Annotated in this window: 21 protein-coding genes; 5 read left to right on the forward strand and 16 right to left on the reverse strand. The window is 37.7% G+C overall.

Features of this window, described 5'->3' with window-relative positions:
* Window positions 1-36 precede the first annotated feature (36 nt).
* The 11 genes from BCR24_RS04000 to BCR24_RS04050 all read right to left on the reverse strand — a co-directional run bounded on the left by BCR24_RS04000 (window position 37) and on the right by BCR24_RS04050 (window position 8,962).
* On the reverse strand, window positions 37-540 hold the full coding sequence (locus tag BCR24_RS04000; protein ID WP_069639278.1) for a hypothetical protein: 504 nt from the start codon (window positions 538-540) through the stop codon (window positions 37-39).
* Window positions 540-806 carry a hypothetical protein gene (locus BCR24_RS04005; RefSeq protein WP_069639279.1) on the reverse strand — a complete coding sequence of 89 codons (267 nt, stop codon included), beginning with the start codon at window positions 804-806 and terminating at the stop codon, window positions 540-542. The genes BCR24_RS04000 and BCR24_RS04005 overlap by 1 nt, the downstream gene beginning before the upstream one ends.
* Window positions 803-1,033 (reverse strand): hypothetical protein, encoded by a 231-nt coding sequence (locus BCR24_RS04010; RefSeq protein ID WP_069639280.1) that lies wholly within the window; start codon window positions 1,031-1,033, stop codon window positions 803-805. Before BCR24_RS04010 ends, BCR24_RS04005 begins: the two co-directional genes overlap by 4 nt.
* On the reverse strand, window positions 1,033-1,908 hold the full coding sequence (locus BCR24_RS04015) for a phage baseplate upper protein (protein WP_069639281.1): 876 nt from the start codon (window positions 1,906-1,908) through the stop codon (window positions 1,033-1,035). The genes BCR24_RS04010 and BCR24_RS04015 overlap by 1 nt, the downstream gene beginning before the upstream one ends.
* Before the next feature lie 25 nt (window positions 1,909-1,933).
* Window positions 1,934-4,702: a phage tail spike protein gene (locus tag BCR24_RS04020; protein WP_069639282.1), complete on the reverse strand. Its 2,769-nt coding sequence runs from the start codon at window positions 4,700-4,702 to the stop codon at window positions 1,934-1,936.
* Window positions 4,699-5,466 carry a distal tail protein Dit gene (locus BCR24_RS04025; RefSeq protein ID WP_069639283.1) on the reverse strand — a complete coding sequence of 256 codons (768 nt, stop codon included), beginning with the start codon at window positions 5,464-5,466 and terminating at the stop codon, window positions 4,699-4,701. Before BCR24_RS04025 ends, BCR24_RS04020 begins: the two co-directional genes overlap by 4 nt.
* Before the next feature lie 13 nt (window positions 5,467-5,479).
* The gene (locus BCR24_RS04030; RefSeq protein WP_069639284.1) at window positions 5,480-7,486 is read right to left on the reverse strand and encodes a phage tail protein; all 2,007 of its coding nucleotides are present in this window, start codon (window positions 7,484-7,486) and stop codon (window positions 5,480-5,482) included.
* Between the two features lie 15 nt (window positions 7,487-7,501).
* Window positions 7,502-7,786, reverse strand: a complete 285-nt coding sequence (locus tag BCR24_RS04035; protein ID WP_083244301.1) for a hypothetical protein — start codon at window positions 7,784-7,786, stop codon at window positions 7,502-7,504.
* A 56-nt stretch (window positions 7,787-7,842) separates the two neighbouring features.
* Window positions 7,843-8,184 carry a tail assembly chaperone gene (locus tag BCR24_RS04040; protein ID WP_069639285.1) on the reverse strand — a complete coding sequence of 114 codons (342 nt, stop codon included), beginning with the start codon at window positions 8,182-8,184 and terminating at the stop codon, window positions 7,843-7,845.
* Window positions 8,185-8,255: 71 nt separating this feature from the next.
* Window positions 8,256-8,765, reverse strand: a complete 510-nt coding sequence (locus BCR24_RS04045; RefSeq protein WP_069639286.1) for a phage major tail protein, TP901-1 family — start codon at window positions 8,763-8,765, stop codon at window positions 8,256-8,258.
* Window positions 8,762-8,962: a hypothetical protein gene (locus tag BCR24_RS04050; RefSeq protein WP_239574202.1), complete on the reverse strand. Its 201-nt coding sequence runs from the start codon at window positions 8,960-8,962 to the stop codon at window positions 8,762-8,764. The genes BCR24_RS04045 and BCR24_RS04050 overlap by 4 nt, the downstream gene beginning before the upstream one ends.
* A gap of 383 nt (window positions 8,963-9,345) precedes the next feature.
* Here BCR24_RS04050 and BCR24_RS04055 point away from each other — a divergent pair, with 383 nt between their 5' ends.
* From BCR24_RS04055 to BCR24_RS04065, 3 genes are read left to right on the forward strand one after another with little or no spacing between them, the layout of a single operon-like run.
* A complete protein-coding gene (locus BCR24_RS04055) occupies window positions 9,346-9,858 on the forward strand; it encodes a GNAT family N-acetyltransferase (RefSeq protein WP_069639288.1) in 513 nt (170 codons plus the stop codon).
* A 15-nt stretch (window positions 9,859-9,873) separates the two neighbouring features.
* Window positions 9,874-10,686 (forward strand): alpha/beta fold hydrolase, encoded by an 813-nt coding sequence (locus tag BCR24_RS04060; RefSeq protein ID WP_069639289.1) that lies wholly within the window; start codon window positions 9,874-9,876, stop codon window positions 10,684-10,686.
* Between the two features lie 21 nt (window positions 10,687-10,707).
* Window positions 10,708-11,460 carry a MurR/RpiR family transcriptional regulator gene (locus BCR24_RS04065; protein ID WP_069639290.1) on the forward strand — a complete coding sequence of 251 codons (753 nt, stop codon included), beginning with the start codon at window positions 10,708-10,710 and terminating at the stop codon, window positions 11,458-11,460.
* Window positions 11,461-11,484: 24 nt separating this feature from the next.
* On the opposite strand, the gene BCR24_RS04070 is transcribed toward BCR24_RS04065, so the two are convergent.
* From BCR24_RS04070 to BCR24_RS04090, 5 genes are all read right to left on the reverse strand, one after another.
* Entirely contained in the window at window positions 11,485-12,804 is a 1,320-nt protein-coding gene (locus BCR24_RS04070) for a 6-phospho-beta-glucosidase (RefSeq protein ID WP_069639291.1), read from the reverse strand.
* A 179-nt stretch (window positions 12,805-12,983) separates the two neighbouring features.
* Entirely contained in the window at window positions 12,984-13,505 is a 522-nt protein-coding gene (locus tag BCR24_RS04075) for a GNAT family N-acetyltransferase (protein WP_069639292.1), read from the reverse strand.
* A complete protein-coding gene (gene tsaE / locus BCR24_RS04080; protein ID WP_069639293.1) occupies window positions 13,502-13,975 on the reverse strand; it encodes a tRNA (adenosine(37)-N6)-threonylcarbamoyltransferase complex ATPase subunit type 1 TsaE in 474 nt (157 codons plus the stop codon). Before tsaE ends, BCR24_RS04075 begins: the two co-directional genes overlap by 4 nt.
* 121 nt (window positions 13,976-14,096) lie before the next feature.
* On the reverse strand, window positions 14,097-15,080 hold the full coding sequence (gene pta / locus BCR24_RS04085; RefSeq protein ID WP_069639294.1) for a phosphate acetyltransferase: 984 nt from the start codon (window positions 15,078-15,080) through the stop codon (window positions 14,097-14,099).
* Window positions 15,081-15,233: 153 nt separating this feature from the next.
* Window positions 15,234-15,917, reverse strand: a complete 684-nt coding sequence (locus BCR24_RS04090) for a uracil-DNA glycosylase (protein ID WP_069639295.1) — start codon at window positions 15,915-15,917, stop codon at window positions 15,234-15,236.
* Window positions 15,918-16,096: 179 nt separating this feature from the next.
* Between BCR24_RS04090 and BCR24_RS04095 the strand changes: the two genes are divergently transcribed.
* Both BCR24_RS04095 and BCR24_RS04100 read left to right on the forward strand, forming a co-directional pair.
* On the forward strand, window positions 16,097-16,966 hold the full coding sequence (locus BCR24_RS04095) for a Cof-type HAD-IIB family hydrolase (protein WP_069639296.1): 870 nt from the start codon (window positions 16,097-16,099) through the stop codon (window positions 16,964-16,966).
* 42 nt (window positions 16,967-17,008) lie between these two features.
* On the forward strand, window positions 17,009-17,524 hold the full coding sequence (locus BCR24_RS04100; RefSeq protein ID WP_069639354.1) for an LURP-one-related/scramblase family protein: 516 nt from the start codon (window positions 17,009-17,011) through the stop codon (window positions 17,522-17,524).
* The last annotated feature ends 7 nt before the right edge of the window (window positions 17,525-17,531 follow it).

Raw genomic sequence — 17,531 nt, forward strand, 5'->3', positions numbered from 1 at the left:
CGCTATCTGGATTTATTGGTTATATATTAAAATTAATTAGTCGATTTTTTTGAAAATAACCGAACATCTTAAAATTTTTCCATTACTGCTACTCCCATTTTTAGCTATGCGCACAGTAGATCCTGCTTTCAACTCAAAAATACCTCTTAAGCTCGCTTCTCCATTAGCTGTATTTCTACCTTCAATGTTTGGGTTCACTATATTTCCATTATTTTCAATAACTACAGCAAATGATGTCCACATCCCACCTGTACAATCAATTACTGCTAATGCACCATTAATCTCATAAAGACCTGATTCTTTTACTTCTACAATATTCTCTCCATTGAATTTGTAAAATCCAGTTACGTTCTCTTTTGTCAATTCTAGTGGAATATTTACTACACCGTGTTTATTGGCTACATCTTCGCTCTGCGTAAAATAAGCGGTAGCCATTATTCTGTTAGTATTTAAAATTTCAGGTAAATCTTCAACTGCACTTACATGCGTCTTCGGATAAAGTAGATTCCCTTTTTCTTCTAATTGTACAATATCTGCCATTATACTGATCCCACCTTACTAAACGTTATTGTTGGTAATGTATCTAATTTTTTCTTGTCGGCTGCACTCATCAATCCACTTGCGATTTGAGTTGCCACAGCTGTTGTTGTAGCATTTGTCCCAGCTGGTCCTGTAGCTCCAGTTGCACCTTTTGGACCTGTGTCTCCTTTTTCACCTTTGATTGTTGTCATTCCTTCAACCGCACTGACATGGGTTTTAGGATAAACAACGAATCCATCACTTTTTAATTCAACGATATCCGTCATACTTTTCCCACCTTCTCTATTGTTATTCCTGTTCCCTCAACACCTAAATCTTTAGCTGTTAAGGTGATGTCGCCTGTTTTTCCATTGATTGATCTAACACCAATTCCTGCTGTTGCGATTTGATCTAAACCAAGAACTGCGCTAACATGGGTTTCAGGAAAAACTTGACGTTGTACACCTGATTCCTCGGTTTCCATAACTTTTTTGATTTCTACTTCATGTGCCATTAGACTGAGCCTACCTTTCTTAGGAAGAAAGTATGTTGTTTTTCACTGTCGATTTCAGCTATCACTAAGGCTGAAGCTTCTTTTTTATGAGTAACGCTTCCTACTTTCGTCACCTTATGATTCAAGCTAAATTTATCATCTCGAATCGTTCTAAGAATTCCGGTTTCACCACTTTTTAAAGTAAAATGTGCTCGTTTTAATTCTTCGATCAAATGCAAAAGATTTCCCGCTGCATTTTCATCTAAAATTCCTTTGATCGTAGCAAACCATTGGTCAAATTCTGTTCTTTGACCTTGTGACCATTGATCATAGCGCTGCTGGTTTGTTGTGATCCACACTTGGAATTCAGCAATAATCCGCTGTAGTTCTTCTTGTGCTACCACATACCAGTCATCATAGACCTCCTGACATGTTTTCACCCATTCAGTAAAATAGCGTAAAATTTCTTCAAATGTCCAAATGTAGTTACTATCTTTGACCCCATCATCATAAATGCTTTTTTTGACTTGATACGTAAAATCACTGGTAGAAAATTGTTGGTGCCAGCTTAAGTCTTTTTGCAGTTCTCTAAAGCTAAAGTAAGCCGTATTTTCTCCAATATTTTGCATATCGTAATTGGTTAAGGTGTATTCTAATGTTCCTTTTTTTGCGTCGATGATTTTAGTGACTTTTTGTTCCGATAAACCGAGACCTGCATGATGTCCTTGTTTGACGCAGAAAAAAGGGGTTAAATTTGAAATGTCTTTTGGTTTTCCATGTTCTGTTATAGTTACAGCCAAGACTTGGCTTCCTTCGTCAAATTGACGAATCATGATCGAAGGAATATTATCGTTTGGTTGTGTTGTTGATAAAAAAATTGGATAGACGATTGACATTTACTCACTCCTTTCTAAAAATTGTTTATTTGGGCGGGATGACAATTGAGCTGATTTCACTTGCTCCGACCCATGATCGCTCATATTTGCCGACTACTTGTCCTAATCCGATATTTTGTTCATAGGTTTGGAAACCTCCATTGGCTAAACCACGGATGACGCCTGTATGACCATATGTGCTGTCGACAGTAAAGCCGCCAATATTGCCGCCACGCTTCCAGTTGATGATCGCCCCTACGACTAACTGTTGATAAGACGGGTTATAAATAACTTTCCAACCGACTGCGGCCCAATTATATCCACTACCAATTTCAGCCGCTGCTTCTGTATTTCCGATTACATGGCTTAAGGGATAGCCTGTATTAGCGCCTAAACCACAGCCTCCTAGAAATCCAGAATACTCTGCTGAGACAGCATAACATTGTCCATTACCTAAAGGCTGTTTGTACAATGCATCTAAATGAGCCAAGCCTGCTGCTCCAGTAGCAGCTCCAGGTTTTAAATTTCTTAATTTGTCATACCAATACTGAGCTTGCTGAGCTCTGGCTGGTTGATTTGGATATTTAGGATGCTCATAAAATGCAATAAAATATTCCGCTGCCAGTCTAACATCTGATAATTTGGTAAAGTCCCTAAATGATATAGTTGATAAGTCTGGGCGTTCATAATTTGGAAACCACTGTTGATTATTTTCCATTTCCCATTGAATGCGACGGCATTGAGTATCAAGCGTTCGATGGTCCAACCCATGTTCGTTACACCAATTAACAAGCTTAGATTTAGGTGTCCATTGGGTTAACCCATAACCGCCGCCACCACTTAACTCGTCAATATCAGGCATGATTCCCGATTCTGATTGGATATTTCCAAGCATTCCAGCGATAGATTGCTCTGTCCAGCCTTTATTTTTAAAAAATCGCCAAATTCCCCAGGCATTTTTTTCTTGATCTGTTGTCAGCTCTGGTGGGATGCCACCGCCTCCACCAGACCCGCCGCTGCCGTTTCCTGTAATTTCTTTTCCATTAAGAAATAGTTTACCGTTTATATTTAATTCACCTTTGAGAGCAACTTTTCCAAAAATCTCTAGCTTAGGATTATCTGCTGTGCTGTCGGGTGGAATACTAATCACATTGGCATGATTTTTAGCATCGGTTGATTGTGTCGCTATATTGATCGAATAGCCTGATTTTTGGATAATGGTATAACCATCTAATTTGCCTTCTGTAAATGCTGGAGCAATTGCTCCGAGCTCTTTTCCTGTTTTTGAATTAAGAAAGCGAATTTTACCATCAAGAATATGCACTTTAAATCCATTACTATCTGATTCAAATTGGGAGCCGTAAATATTTACGCCTTTAATATCAATGGCTCTCAAAGTACCCGTGTTAATATAATCAGCATTAAATTTCCCATCGATTGTCCAAGCAGTTTGAGGTTTATTGGTAAATTTGTCTTTAACAAAACCTATGCCGTCAGAATTCATTATCAAAAAATGTTTACTATTTTCTAGCGAATTGCCATTCATAAAAACTTGCTGATATGGTTCACGACTTTGGGATTTACCTGTTTCAATCCCATTCATCAATTTTATCGAGCCGCCTTTAGCTCCACGAATAATATCATCTTGCCATTTCGAAATTTCTTCTGAGTCATAAAAAGTCATCTTCTTCTCTTCTAAAGAATCAACATTCCCCTTTAAATCAGATGTGGCTTTTGAAATGCTTTTCGTGATGTTATCCCCTAAGCCTGCTTCGACTTTGCCAGTTAAACGATCGATCTTCACTTTAAAAATCCGTGTTTGATAATGATAATTCCGATCGTGTCGATGAATCGTTACGGTATTGCCAATTGTATCACCGCCTAAAATCTCAGTTTTAAACTGGACAAGTGGTCGAGAATACTCCACCAGAGACTGATAGGTTTGCTGTAGTAATTTTTCTGGACTTTCTTCATCGTCAAACGTGATGACTTTTTCTCGTCTGCGCATGCCGCCATTTTTTAAGGGAATACCATATAGTTTGGTCATTTCAGGAAATTCTAACCAGTTTTGGCCCTTGGGTTTATTCAAAGGATTGCCATTGCTTTTTTTCCACTCTACATTCGTGAATTCGATCCGTTTGCCCTTGCCATCTCCCACATCTTCACCACGTCCGCGGCCAATCAAGCTTGTATATACTTGATTACGGTCTTGTTCTTTCACAATGCTCAATGCCTTGTCACCGTAAGTAAAACGTTGTTTGCTTTTTCCACCGATTTCACGATAAACTTCTATCCATTTATCTGTAATCCCAATGCCATCTATCTTATATTTAAAAAGAATTTCACAGCCTTGTGTTTGAATATTTTTTAATGCATCCCGTACAGATAGGAAACTGAAATCGTCTGTTATTGCAGGTAAATTCGCGTCTAATTTGTCTACGCGCCATTCTGTTTCTACTAATAATTTTTGAATTGTACTCTTGACTGATTCATTTGTTACTTGAATATTTTTAACAACATATGAATCAAGCTCGTCAGGTGCAAAGCTAATTCCCACAAAGGATAACAAATTTTCCTCTTCACTATCTAAAATAATTCTGTATAAACTATAGGAAGATGCTTCTTCTTTCACAGCCATATAAGCTGCTTGTTTTAATTCGTCATCATATAGAGTAGATACATTTAGAGTATCATTCATCAATTCCTCTTTGTTTGCGGTAATTTCCTTTTCCTGGATGACTTCTATCAACTCATTTTCTTTCACGATTCGTAACAAGTGCTGGCGCTCATCAAAGAAATAAACACTTTTATTCATAACTGAACCTCCCTATAGGAAATAGTCATTTTACCATTGTTGCACTGAACAGTTTGACCTTCTTTAATACTAAAATTTTCAAAATCACTTTCTAAATCTAGTAAAAAGGTTTGATCTAGTTCATTGACAAAGACTTTTCCCTTTAAGAAATCAAAAACAACTTGGTCGCCCGCACTTAAATTATAGCTTGTGATTTTGATTGTTTTTGCTCCATTTGTAATCACTAAAGAACCAAACGCTGCAATAGTCACAGCAATTTTTTCTGGTGCTGTATGATAGGGTAAATAGGTCGTAATCGCTCCGTCTGTTTTTAACAGAACGGAATATTTTTTTGGATCTGTACAAAGAATTTCAAAACTTGCAATAATATTATTTGTATCTCCCCGAACATCATCTGTCGTCCTATATTGTCCATGATAATGGTAGTCCAATTCGTCTTTGAAGCGAATCTCAACATCTGACTCTTTATAAAGTAAATGCATCAATTGCCGGTATTTCTTCTGTATATCTTTCGCATCATTTCCGATCAATTGATAGCTTACTTTGATTGTTCGAGCTGGTAATTTTTGATTCAGTTTGATGCTCCCTACTTGTGTTTCTTGTGTTTCAATATCCAGTGATAGCATTTCTCTGCCTGTTACAGCTAACGTACGGTAGCCGTCGATCATTTTTTCTAGATACACACCGTCATACATCATGGCTGAAGAAGGAAGGATCAAATCATCTTTATGGACTTTTTTCGTTGTGTCTTCAAAATAATACATGTTTTCCCTCCTTCTAAAATGCTAAGTTAATAGCAGAATCTTGTCCCATTGCTTCTGAAATATCTGAAACAAAGGCTTTGAATTGTTGATTGCCGAGTTTGATGTTGAATGTTGCTGGTTGTTTGGTTTGAACTTGCATTTGTTTACTGCTGGATTGGACGGACACATCTTGTACTGTTGCCAAATGCTGATCTAAACTGTCTAGGCTTGGTAGCATGATTTGTGAAGCTAGTTTGTCCATTGGTTGATCTACTACATGAGCATTTCTTTCGATCCCAATGGCAAGACCTGCTGGCAGCATTGCGCCGATTTCATCTCGCATCCAGCGAGATGGAGAATGGATTTTGAACAGACCTTTGAAGGTATCTCCAATGCTTTTTCCAATGTCCATAACGGCATCTAACGCTGCTTTAGCCATACCACTGATCCCATCAATCAGGCCTTGGATTAAGTTTGTGCCGGCTTCTTTTAAATCTGGAACCGCTTTGATCACTGTTTCAAGAAGTTTCAACACAATTTTAGCACCAGCTGCAATGATTTTCGGGATACTTTCTCCGATGCCTTTTACTAGAGCTAAAATAAGTTCAACTGCGGCAGCTAAGATTTGTGGCAAATTCGCTAACAATCCTTCGCACAGTTTTCCAACAATTTCTACTGCTGCATCTAATAGTTTCGGTAAATTTTCAGATAGGGTTCTAACTAAGGTCGTAATAGCTTGCAATGCCACTGGAACTAATGCAGGTAAAACAGAGGCTACCCCTTCAGCTAGCTTGGTTAAAATTTCGATCCCTTTGTCAATGATCAACGGTAAATTATTCGTGATATTTGCAGTGAAGGCCTCAATTATATTGGTTACTGTATCAATGATTTGGTCCTTATTCGCCAGTATTCCGTCAACTAACGCAATCAATAAATCTAAACCTGTCATCAACAACTGTGGTGCTGCTGATAGTAAACTTGTGGCTAAAGATTCGATCAACATTAAAGCTGCTGGAATCAAGGTTGGTAAGCTTTCAATCACACCTTGAACGAGTGCGCTAATCAGATCGACTGCACTTTGCATGATTACAGGAAGATTGACAGCGATCGCTTCTGCAAGACCTGCAATCAATTGTGTTCCTGAAGCCATTAAATCGGGTAATTTGGAAATGATTCCACTGATAAAACCTTGGATCACTTCGGGGCCTTTTTCAATTGCGGTAGTAATCATTCCTCCCAGCTGATCTCCGAATTGGCTGTTCACTAATCCTAGACCGACAAGAGCAACACCCAAAATCGCTGCTGGCCCCAATGCTTGTAAAGCAACCCCGAAAACAGATGTTAATCCTTGAATCATTGTCGTCATAGCGGTTGTCCCTACTCCGGCAGATTTTTGGATTCCTTGACCGATGCCGCCAAAGGCTTTTGTGACCAAGGGAACTTCTCCAGCAATTTTTTTAGAACCTAATGAAATCGATTCAAAAAAACCTGCTACATTCAATGCACCTGAACCCATTTTATCCATTGCTTTTCCTACGCCTACTTCTAAAGACAGCATGCCATATGCCATCTGTGGCGCTAAGCTTGTCACTGTTTTGGCTAGATTTTGTGTAAAGCCAGTTACTTTAGAATCTAATGAGATAAACGGGTCTAACATTTTTGTAGGTAATTCTTTAAAGGGTGATTGCATCTTACTAAAACTAGTTGAAACAATCCCACTTAGTCCCTGTGATTTTTTACCTAGTGCATTGAACGCCTCTGCAGCTTTTCCTAGTTGACTTGTTGCCTGTGAACCAAAGCTTGTAAACATTGATTCAACAGAGGGTAAACCAAATTTCTCTAAAGCACTATCTAATTCTTCTAGGGAGCCTTTTATTTCATTAAAAGTATCCTTTGCTGTGCCCGGGTTTGAAAAAGAAGAAAATAATTGATTGATTTGTGTTTCTAATTGAGCAGTGCTTTCAGTTATTTGAGTTAATGCTCCGTTTAAGCCTCCATCTACAGCAGATAAGATGGCCTTTACATTAATTTTATAGTCCATTTTTCCCCTCCTTTCCTATGAATTAAAATTCGCGATCCAATTTTGAAGTTTTTCTTTATCTGGAGACGTTCTTTGTTGTCTGCCTAGTAGTTTCTTTTCTGCTTTGCGATAATCGAAAAATTTATCAAAGGTCCTAAAAATTGGTTTGCCTTTTCGCGTTTGTCCAGCCATCACTGTAGCCCATGCTTGCATATGGATCTCATATTGCCGATCCAGTTGCTTCAATTGATATGCTCTCATTCGCAACTCATAATCAGGAATCGTCAAGCGGTCGATTTCAGTAAAATCTTCGATTTTCAAAAAACGTAAACAGTTTAAACGAACCTGCTCATAGACTTCATCAAATTCGATCGATTTTACGCTTGTGTTTCTTCCAACATCTTGCTGGTCATCATCCCGGTATATTCCGACTTTTTTAGCTCATCGATCACTTCTTCAAATAGATTCTTCGTACCGTTTTGTTCAACGTACTCTTCTAAACATTTGACTGTCATTCGCGGTTTCTCGGTCATATTTGCAATCAACAATACTTCAAAAAGAGTATCTACATCTGATAAAAGCAAATTTGAAACGATGGCGCCAACGCCTAATTTCAACTGCATTCCACCACGTTCTACTGAATAACGCTTATTGATTTCTTTTAAAAATCCGTACCCAAATTTACAGCTGACTATTTTTTCGTTCATTGTAAGTTCCATATTTATTCCTCCTGATTTCCAAAGAGGTTAGTCAGACTAACCTCTTAAAATGTGTACTTGCGTATCAATCATTACGGCGTTGTTTCCACTTTAACAGTGTCTTTGAATTCATAGTCGCCACCTTCAGAAGTATCAAGCTCCAATGCTGCAAAACCATTCTTACCTGCGCCTTCGATTGCCCATTCCAAAGAGTATTCCACTTTATTTTCAGCTGAATCTGTTTCTTCAAACGAAGTAAAATAGCCTTCAAAATATTTCGCTTTGAATTTCCCTTCGTTGTTGCCAGTGCCAATCTCCTTGGTGTTGATACGCCAAATTTGAACACGTTTATTTTCATCCATTGCTGTTTCTAATTTATCGATTTGTGTTGAACCGATTTTATATAGTGTTGTTGCCGTTACGGTTGTTTCGGTTGCTCCTGGTGTCACTACGCTACCATCTTTCGTAACAGTTGATTCACTTTCTTTTGATTTTGAATAGCCATTTTCTGTGCTGTATGCTAAGCCCCAGGCACGTTCATTTCCTTCGTCTTCGGCTAAACGAAAACGCCAAACTACATCTACTCCGCTTAATGCTGTCATCTGTTTATTTCCTCCTTAGTGTGTTGTTGCTGCTTCAATTTTTTTAATTGAGATGCAAGCTGATTTTTTCGTCGTTGTTCTGCTTTCACCCTTTTTTGCAGCTTTCCGATCACTTTCAATTGTTTTTTGATTACCTGATTCTGCTGCTCAAAAGTAAAATATTGATTTTCTGACACAAAACGATCATTTGATTTCAACTTGACATCTCCTCTCATTTAAAGTCACGGGCGACTTAAGTATCAAATCGTTACAGCCGTTCGTACTTGATGAACCTAGTATACAAAGATATAACGATGCGAAACTCCCAGGGTTCTGTTAAAATCATCCCAAGATTCTGTTACTTTCCTTTCACAGTTTGGCTTTTTACAACGTGTTTTTTACAGACTTAACCTATTACTATGGTAAAATAGAGAAACGTTCTTTCTGATAGATAGCTGAAGCATTTGTATGAATGATATGTGAAAAAGTGCCTTAAAAAAACAGAACTTTAATGATCAAAACGAAGCATCAACGGAGCACATGGTCCTTTGTCTATCTTGAGTGAACGTCTAAATTAAAGGAGAAAAGCGATGGTAAAAAAATAAGCGAAAATGAACAACTCTATTTAAGAGAATTCACACCCGCTGATTTTGATGATTTATGTTTGATTTTACAAGATAAAGAAACGATGTACACCTATGAATCAGCATTTTCAGAAGAAAAAGTCAACGCATGGCTGAACTGGAATTTAACAAGCTATCAAGAAAACGGCTTTGGTCTGTGGGCGATCATCGATCAAAAAAAGCAACACTTTATTGGTCAATGTGGGATTGTCTATTCTGATGTTGAAGCTGAATCATTATTAGAAATTGGCTACTTAGTCAATAAACGCTATAGGAATCAGGGATATGCAACGTCTGCTAGCCAATTGTGTATAAGCTATGCGAAAAATGAATTAAAAGCGGAAAAAATCTGTTCCATCATTCGAGATACGAACCTTTCTTCTCGCATGGTTGCTGAGAAAAATGGTATGACCATCGTCAAAGAATTTGATAAAGACTATTCTGGTCTGCCCGTTCGTCATTTTGTATATAGTATTGATTTAACTAATTAATCATGGAGGGATCACATGCCTTATCTAAGTGTTTCTGGCGCAACTATTTATTTTGACTCTAAAGGATCAGGACCACATCTGTTGCTGATTCATGCTGGAATTGCGGATTCACGAATGTGGGATTATGAATTTCATTCATTATCTCAGCAGTTTCAAGTCACTCGATTTGATTTACCTGGCTTTGGTCAGAGTTCATTTACAGGAGGCGCTTTTTCTTATACAATGATCATTAATGAACTCCTAGATCATTTGAAAATTAAGCAAACGTACATTTTTGCCGCTTCATTTGGTGGAAGAATAGCCTTAGATTTTGTCACTGAAAATCCTGAACGGTGTTTGTGTTTGGCTTTAGAGTCTTCCGCCATTGACGAATGGAATTTTTCAGAAGCCTTGCAGCAATATGATGAAAAGGAAGAGCAGTTATTGACAGCGAAGTCCTTTGATCAAGTAGCAGAGCTTAATTATCGAACGTGGATTCTAAGAGATCGTCGACCTGAAGCAATTGCTCCTCAAATAAAAGAGCGTATTCGTGAAATGCAAATGACGGCTCTTACTAAACCGGAACCAGCTCGACCAATCAAAGAAATGTCACCAACTCAACCCTTGTCTGCTCGATTAGATCAGCTCAAGTTACCAGTATTGATTATGATTGGCGATTTGGATGTTGCTGATTTTCAAGATATTTCTACCTTTTTATATCAAAAAATCAGTCATGCTAAAAAAGTAGGGATTCCCAATGTCGCTCATTTAGCAAATTTAGAAGCGCCAGAATTGGTTGCATCACTTGTGATCGACTTTTTTCTAAGCGAAGCAGTTCCTAATCATTGATCAAAGAAAGTAGGGAATATCTTGTTATTTTTAGATCATAGTCCTGACCTTAGCCCCATCGATTTAGAAATCTATAAATATGTTGCAGCTCATATTGACGAAGTGGTGTATATGCGGATTCGTGAGCTCGCCCAAGAAACCCATAGTAGTACTGCTAGTATTTTGCGTTTTTGCCGAAAATTTGGTTGTGAAGGATTCTCTGAATTTAAAATCAAATTGAACTTATATCGCAAATCTTTGGCAGAACCTGTGACAACCCATGCTGTAGATGAAACCTCTTTTACTCATTTTATCCAACGGTCTACTGAGGCTTTTTTTCAAGAACGAATTCAAGCCGCGGCTAAATTGTTGTCTGAAAAAGATCTTGTTTTATTTATTGGAACAGGCTCTTCAAATATCATTGCTGAATATGGTGCCTTGTATTTTTCTTCTATTTTCAGTATGGCGTTTCATATTGAAGATCCGATCAACCATCCTGTGAATTTTTTCAATAAAAGTATGGCGAAAAATGTGTGTGTGATTGCTCTTTCAGTTAGTGGTGAAAATGAAGCCATCATTAATTATTTGAATCATTTTATTACAAATGATAGTACGATCATTTCGATCACGAATAGTGAAAAATCTCCGATTGCTGCGCTTTCCGATGTAAATATTCCTTATTATATTTCTACGGAAAGAATTGGGGATAGTGATATTACGTCTCAGGTGCCAGCTCTTTATACGGTGGAGTATCTAGCAAAGGAAGTCCAAAAACAAAAACAAGACAACTCATAAAAACGAGTTGCCTTGTTTTTTCTCTTATTTAAAGAAAGCTGGTAAATAGTGTTTATGTGCTTCTAACAATTCATCCATCACTTCTTTAGCGACATTTCCACTTGTGATTAAGGGATTCATCGTAAAGGCTTGTAATAATGTCCCGTAATCACCTGTAACAGCCGCTTCGATCGTTAATTCTTCCATTGATTTCATTACTTGTAGTAACCCACGTTCTTGGGGTTTAAAGCTGCCAAAGTTATAAGGAACGGGGCCTTTTCCAGTAATTGTACACGTTACTTCTACGGCACTTTCAGCAGGTAAGTCTGTGATCGTACCGTTGTTTCTAGTGCTGACAGTCATTGTTGTACGTTTGTCATTGTGGATCGAGTTGATGATTTCACACGCTGCATCACTGTAGCGTGCGCCACCACGTTCTGCTAATTGTTTTGGTTTGTAGTCTAAATTAGGATCTTTGTATAATTCAAACAATTCATGCTCGATTTCTTTAACCTTTTCAGCACGTGTGCCATTGTTTTTGAAGTCTTCTAATTCTTCAGCTAACATTTTATCTGTATAATAATAATAATTGTGGTACGGACATGGAACCATGTGTAGGTTCTCAACTTGTTCCCAAATCAAGTTATTGTCTTTGATATTGGCTACGATTGATTTAGCATCCTCTTGACCATACATTACTTTAATTAATTCATCTGTACGATCTTTTCCGTTTTTATCTGTAATTGTATGCCAATGTAAATGATTGATTCCAGCAAATTGGAAGAATAAATCATGGTTATTTTCACCTAATAATTCGGCTTCTTCAAAGACTGCATTGACTGGAATATTACATAAACCGACAACTTTATCCCAATTTCCGTAACGTAAAACCGCTTCTGTCACCATACCGGCTGGGTTCGTAAAGTTGATCAACCAAGCATTTGGGCAAAGCTCTTTCATATCTTCTACGATATCTAAAATCACTGGAACAGTTCTCAACGCTTTGAAAATACCGCCAGCACCATTTGTTTCTTGACCGATCAAGCCGTGGCTTAATGGAATGCGTTCGTCTAAAATACGTGCATCTAAAAGCCCTACGCGTAATTGAGTTGTAACGAAATCAGCATCTTTCAGTGCTTCACGACGATCTAATGTCAAGTGAACTTCACAGTTAATACCAGCGGCTTTGACCATCCGTTTTGCCATTGCTCCAACGATTTCTAGTTTTTCTTTTCCTGCTTCAATATCAACTAGCCATAACTCACGTACAGGTAATTCATCGTAACGTTTAATAAATCCTTCCACTAATTCTGGTGTATAACTTGATCCTCCACCGATCGTAACGATTTTAATTCCTTTTGACATCTCGTTCAGCTCCTTAAGCGTTTTATCTGATTCTAGTATAGCCTTTTGCTGATTGAGAATATATAGGAAAGAAGAAAGTGGTTACAGAACAAAAGAAGAAGTCACTTGTAACATTGATGTATCAAGACGTTACAAAAAAAGGATTGAACACTATTTTCATGTCCAATACTTTACCTCTCTCAATCAATCATTAAACTCATCAAATGCACATCTAATAATTCGCCCTCATCCGTTTTTGCACCACGAGCCATGATCGCTTCTGTTTGAAAGCCAATTTTTTCATAAACATGGACTGCACGTTGATTGCGATGTTGAACAGTCAATTCTAGCCGGCGGATAACCTTACTTTCTTTTGCCCATTCGATCAGCTCTTCCATCATCAAGCTACCTAACCCAAACCCCCAATAATCCTTTAAAATACTGATACCGATTTCCCCAATATGTTCCATTCGCTTTTTCGATGATGCTTTAACAGAAGCTGTACCAATGACCTTCCCATCCGCTAAAGCAAGCATTAACACGTTATTCACAGATTCATATAGGTTTGCTAAGTTCTCACTCATCTCAGCTGATGTCATGCCCATTCCTTTTTCATCCATTACAAGAAAAGGAGTCTCACTGCCGATGATTTTTAATGCCTGTAAAATCTCTGTGGCATCATCTGGAATGGCTTCTCGAATCGTAAACTCAACTTCTGTCATACATGGTCCTCCATTTTTTTGTGAATGCGTTCTAAAAATCGTTCTGCTTGCGTGCCAATTGCTTGAAAGGAAACGATTCTTTTTTCCATATCTTCAGAATCTTTCGTTATCGTGATGTCTAAATAATCTGTCGGTAAAAATTCTCCTAATAGTTTACCCCATTCGACAACAGATAAGCCATCACCTTCAAAATATTCATCTAAGCCAAGATCATCTGCACCATGTTCAATACGATAAACATCCATATGATACAGTGGCAAGCGCCCTTGCTGATATTCACGAATGATTGTATAAGTAGGACTTTTGATCATTTGATCGATACCTAAGCCTACTGCGATTCCTTTGGTCATGGTTGTTTTTCCTGCACCTAAATCTCCGGAAAGTATGATCGTATCTCCTGGGGCAGCGACCGAACCGATAATTTTCGCAATTCCTTCTGTTTCTTTTGGATTGTTGAGCATAATATCCATTTTTTCACCTACTTATTTCAACAATTGATATTTCTATGTAGTGTAGTATACCGAATTTTCACAAAAAAAACTAGAGAACTGAGACAAAACGCTGAGCGTCTAGTTTCAGTTCTCTAATAGCTTACTCGTTCATTAATGTTTGTGCAGCAGTGATAATTGATAATTTGTAGATATCTTCTTCATTTGCACCACGAGATAAATCAGAAACTGGTTTGTTTAATCCTTGTAAAATTGGACCAATCGCTTCAAAGTTACCTAAGCGTTGCGCAATCTTGTAGCCAATATTTCCTGATTGTAACTCTGGGAAAACAAAGACTGTTGCTTGTCCCGCTACAGATGAATTTGGTGCTTTTAATTGTGCAACAGACGCAACATATGACGCATCAAATTGTAATTCACCATCGATCTCAAGTTCTGGGGCTAAGCTTTTCGCAATTTTAGTTGCTTCAACTACTTTATCAACTTCTGGTGCTTTTGCTGAACCTTTAGTAGAAAAACTCATCATTGCTACTTTTGGTTCGATATCGAATAATTCAGCAGTTTTTGCACTATCAACAGCGATCTCAGCTAATTCTTGGGCTGTTGGATTTACATTAATCGCGCAATCAGCAAAAATATATTTCTCTTGATCACGGCCACGAACCATGATCATTGCACCACTTGTACGGCTAACGCCTGGTTTTGTTTTGATGATTTGTAGGGCTGGACGAACAGTGTCTCCAGTTGAGTGGATTGCACCACTGACCATACCATCAGCAAATCCCATGTAAGTTAGCATTGTTCCAAAATAGTTGACGTCTTTTAAAATCTTACGTGCGTCTTCTTCTGTAACTTTTCCATTACGACGTTCAACAAACGCTGTAACCATTTCTTCCCATCCATCATAATTATCTGGATCGATAATCGTAAAGTTAGATGTTTTGATTCCACGAGCATGTGCTGCTTCCACAATCGCTTCTTGTTTACCGATCAAAATTGGTTCCATTAATTCTTCTGCTTTCAAACGAGCTGCAGCTCCTAAAATACGAGGATCTGTTGCTTCTGGGAAAACAATTTTGATGTTACGGCGAATGACTTTAAATTTTAAGCTATCGAATAATTCCACGATATACCCTCCAACTGATTATTTATACAAACTAATCATACACCATTCTCCAAGAAAATAACAGTTATTTATAGCTGTATTAGTGTAAAAAATGCTGATTCTGATATTATTTTCACAAACTAGCTCTACTGCACTATAACAGATTGTTCTGTTTTAAGACACTGTATCAGGCAACTGCCAATTGATTGGTGTCTCCCCTAATTGCTCCAAAGCCTGATTTGCTTTTGAAAATGGTCTTGAACCGAAGAAGCCGCGATGGGCTGCCAAAGGGCTTGGATGGGGTGATTTGATAATAATATGTTTATTGGTATCGATCATTTTAATTTTTTCTTGTGCTGGTTTGCCCCATAGAATAAATACGATCGGTTTATCACGTTCATTCAACTTTTTGATGATGGCATCTGTTAAATTTTCCCAGCCTTGTCCTCGATGAGAATAAGCTTGACCATTACGAACAGTTAAAACTGTGTTCAATAAAAGGACACCTTGTTTCGCCCAACTCTCTAAAAAGCCATGTGAGACTGGCGAATACCCTAAATCCGCTTGTAGTTCTTTATAAATGTTCATTAAAGAAGGTGGTATCCTCACACCAGGCTGTACAGAAAAACTTAAACCATGTGCTTGATTTGGTCCATGATACGGATCCTGACCTAATATTACTACTTTTACCTCTTCATAAGGTGTTAATTCCAGTGCGGAATAAATGTGGTACATATCTGGATAAATGGTTTGCTGGTTATACTCTTGTTTCAGGAAATCACGTAAATTCAAATAATATTCTTTTGTAAATTCTTCTTCTAAAACCTCTTGCCAACTATTATGGATAATAGCTTTCATATGTTGTCCTCCTTGTATTGGTTTTATTTACTCATTAAAACTACTATTCTGACAGATTTCTTTTACACATTAAGCATATCTGATTTTTTGAGTAGTGACAAGAAAATTTTTTCTGCACTGAAATTGCAAAAACATGGTAAACTATAGGTAAGTTAAATAAACGAGGGGTAGAAAATTTTATGATTAAATTGATTGCTTCAGACATGGATGGAACATTACTCGATTCAAAAATGGGGATTTCAAAGGACAATGCTTCTGCAATCAGAGAAGCAGAACGACAAGGCATTGAATTTATGGTTGCGACAGGACGTGCCTATACCGAAGCAAAACCTGCTCTAGATGAAGCTGGGATCGAATGTGCGATGATCACGTTGAATGGTGCAAAAGTATTTGACAAGGCTGGTAATTCACTTTTTACCGCAGGAATCGAAAAGCAAACTGCAACAGATATCTTAGATATTTTAGAAGCGCACGATATCTATTTTGAAGTCTCTACAAACAAGGGGATTTATTCTGAACAACAAGAAAAAAGAATTGAAAATTTTGCTTCACATATTGCAACGACTATGCCCCATTTGACCTATAAAGTAGCTATTGCTATGGCTGCAGCGCATTTATCTTTATTAGATATCACTTATATAGAGGATATGCGCACTTTAATTAGAGAAGACGACATCGAAGTCTTAAAAATCATTGGTTTCAGTATGGATGGACCAAAAGTATTAGGCCCGGCAAGTGCTCAAATCAGACAATTGAATGATTTAGCAGTCACTTCCTCTGCTCAAAATAATATTGAGGTCAATCACAAAAATGCTCAAAAAGGAATCGCAGTCGCTCATGTTGCAAAAGATCGTGGAATTTCCGAAAAAGAAGTGATGACCATTGGCGATAATTTTAATGATGTTAGTATGTTGCAATGGGCGGGTGTTAGTTTCGCAATGGGCAATGCTGAATTAGAAGTCAAAGATCATGCAAAATATATCACGTCTACCAACTTAGAAAACGGGGTCGGCGAAGCGATATTACGTGCAATTAGAGAAAATTTATAATGTATTAAACGGCTAAACAACAAGGAAAAGAGGTGAGAGATGGTGTCTGAATTTTTTATTCAAGAACAACAATTGAGCAAGGTTACAAGAACCATTGTGAAAGACGAAGACGGCAAGTCCATTTTCTTACTTGTTGGCCGTTGGGGAACACGTGGTGATGCGTTGTCCTTATATACGATGAGCGGTGAATTAGTCGCTAGCATCAGACAGACCTCCTTTGCGTTTGGTTCACGTTTTGACTTGTATAAAGGATTTGAAAAAGTCGGTGTTTTACGGAAGATTTTAAATTTGAATGCTGACTTTTATTATATCCAACATATGCATTGGACCGTTTTAGGGGATATTAAAAATCATCGGTATTCTATTTACCAAGTGAATCATAAAGTGATGGAAATGAGTAAGGCTACTCTTTTCTCTGGTAATTACTTTACCCTGGATGTTGCAGATGACGAAGATGCGCCATTATGTATTTGTATTGCAGCAGTCTTAGATTATTGGCTATATAATAAAAAGAAAGATCAGAATCACAAACCAATCATTGGGTGGGGTACTTGTTGATATACAT

This window comes from Enterococcus ureilyticus, assembly GCF_001730315.1.
Classification (GTDB): domain Bacteria; phylum Bacillota; class Bacilli; order Lactobacillales; family Enterococcaceae; genus Enterococcus_L; species Enterococcus_L ureilyticus.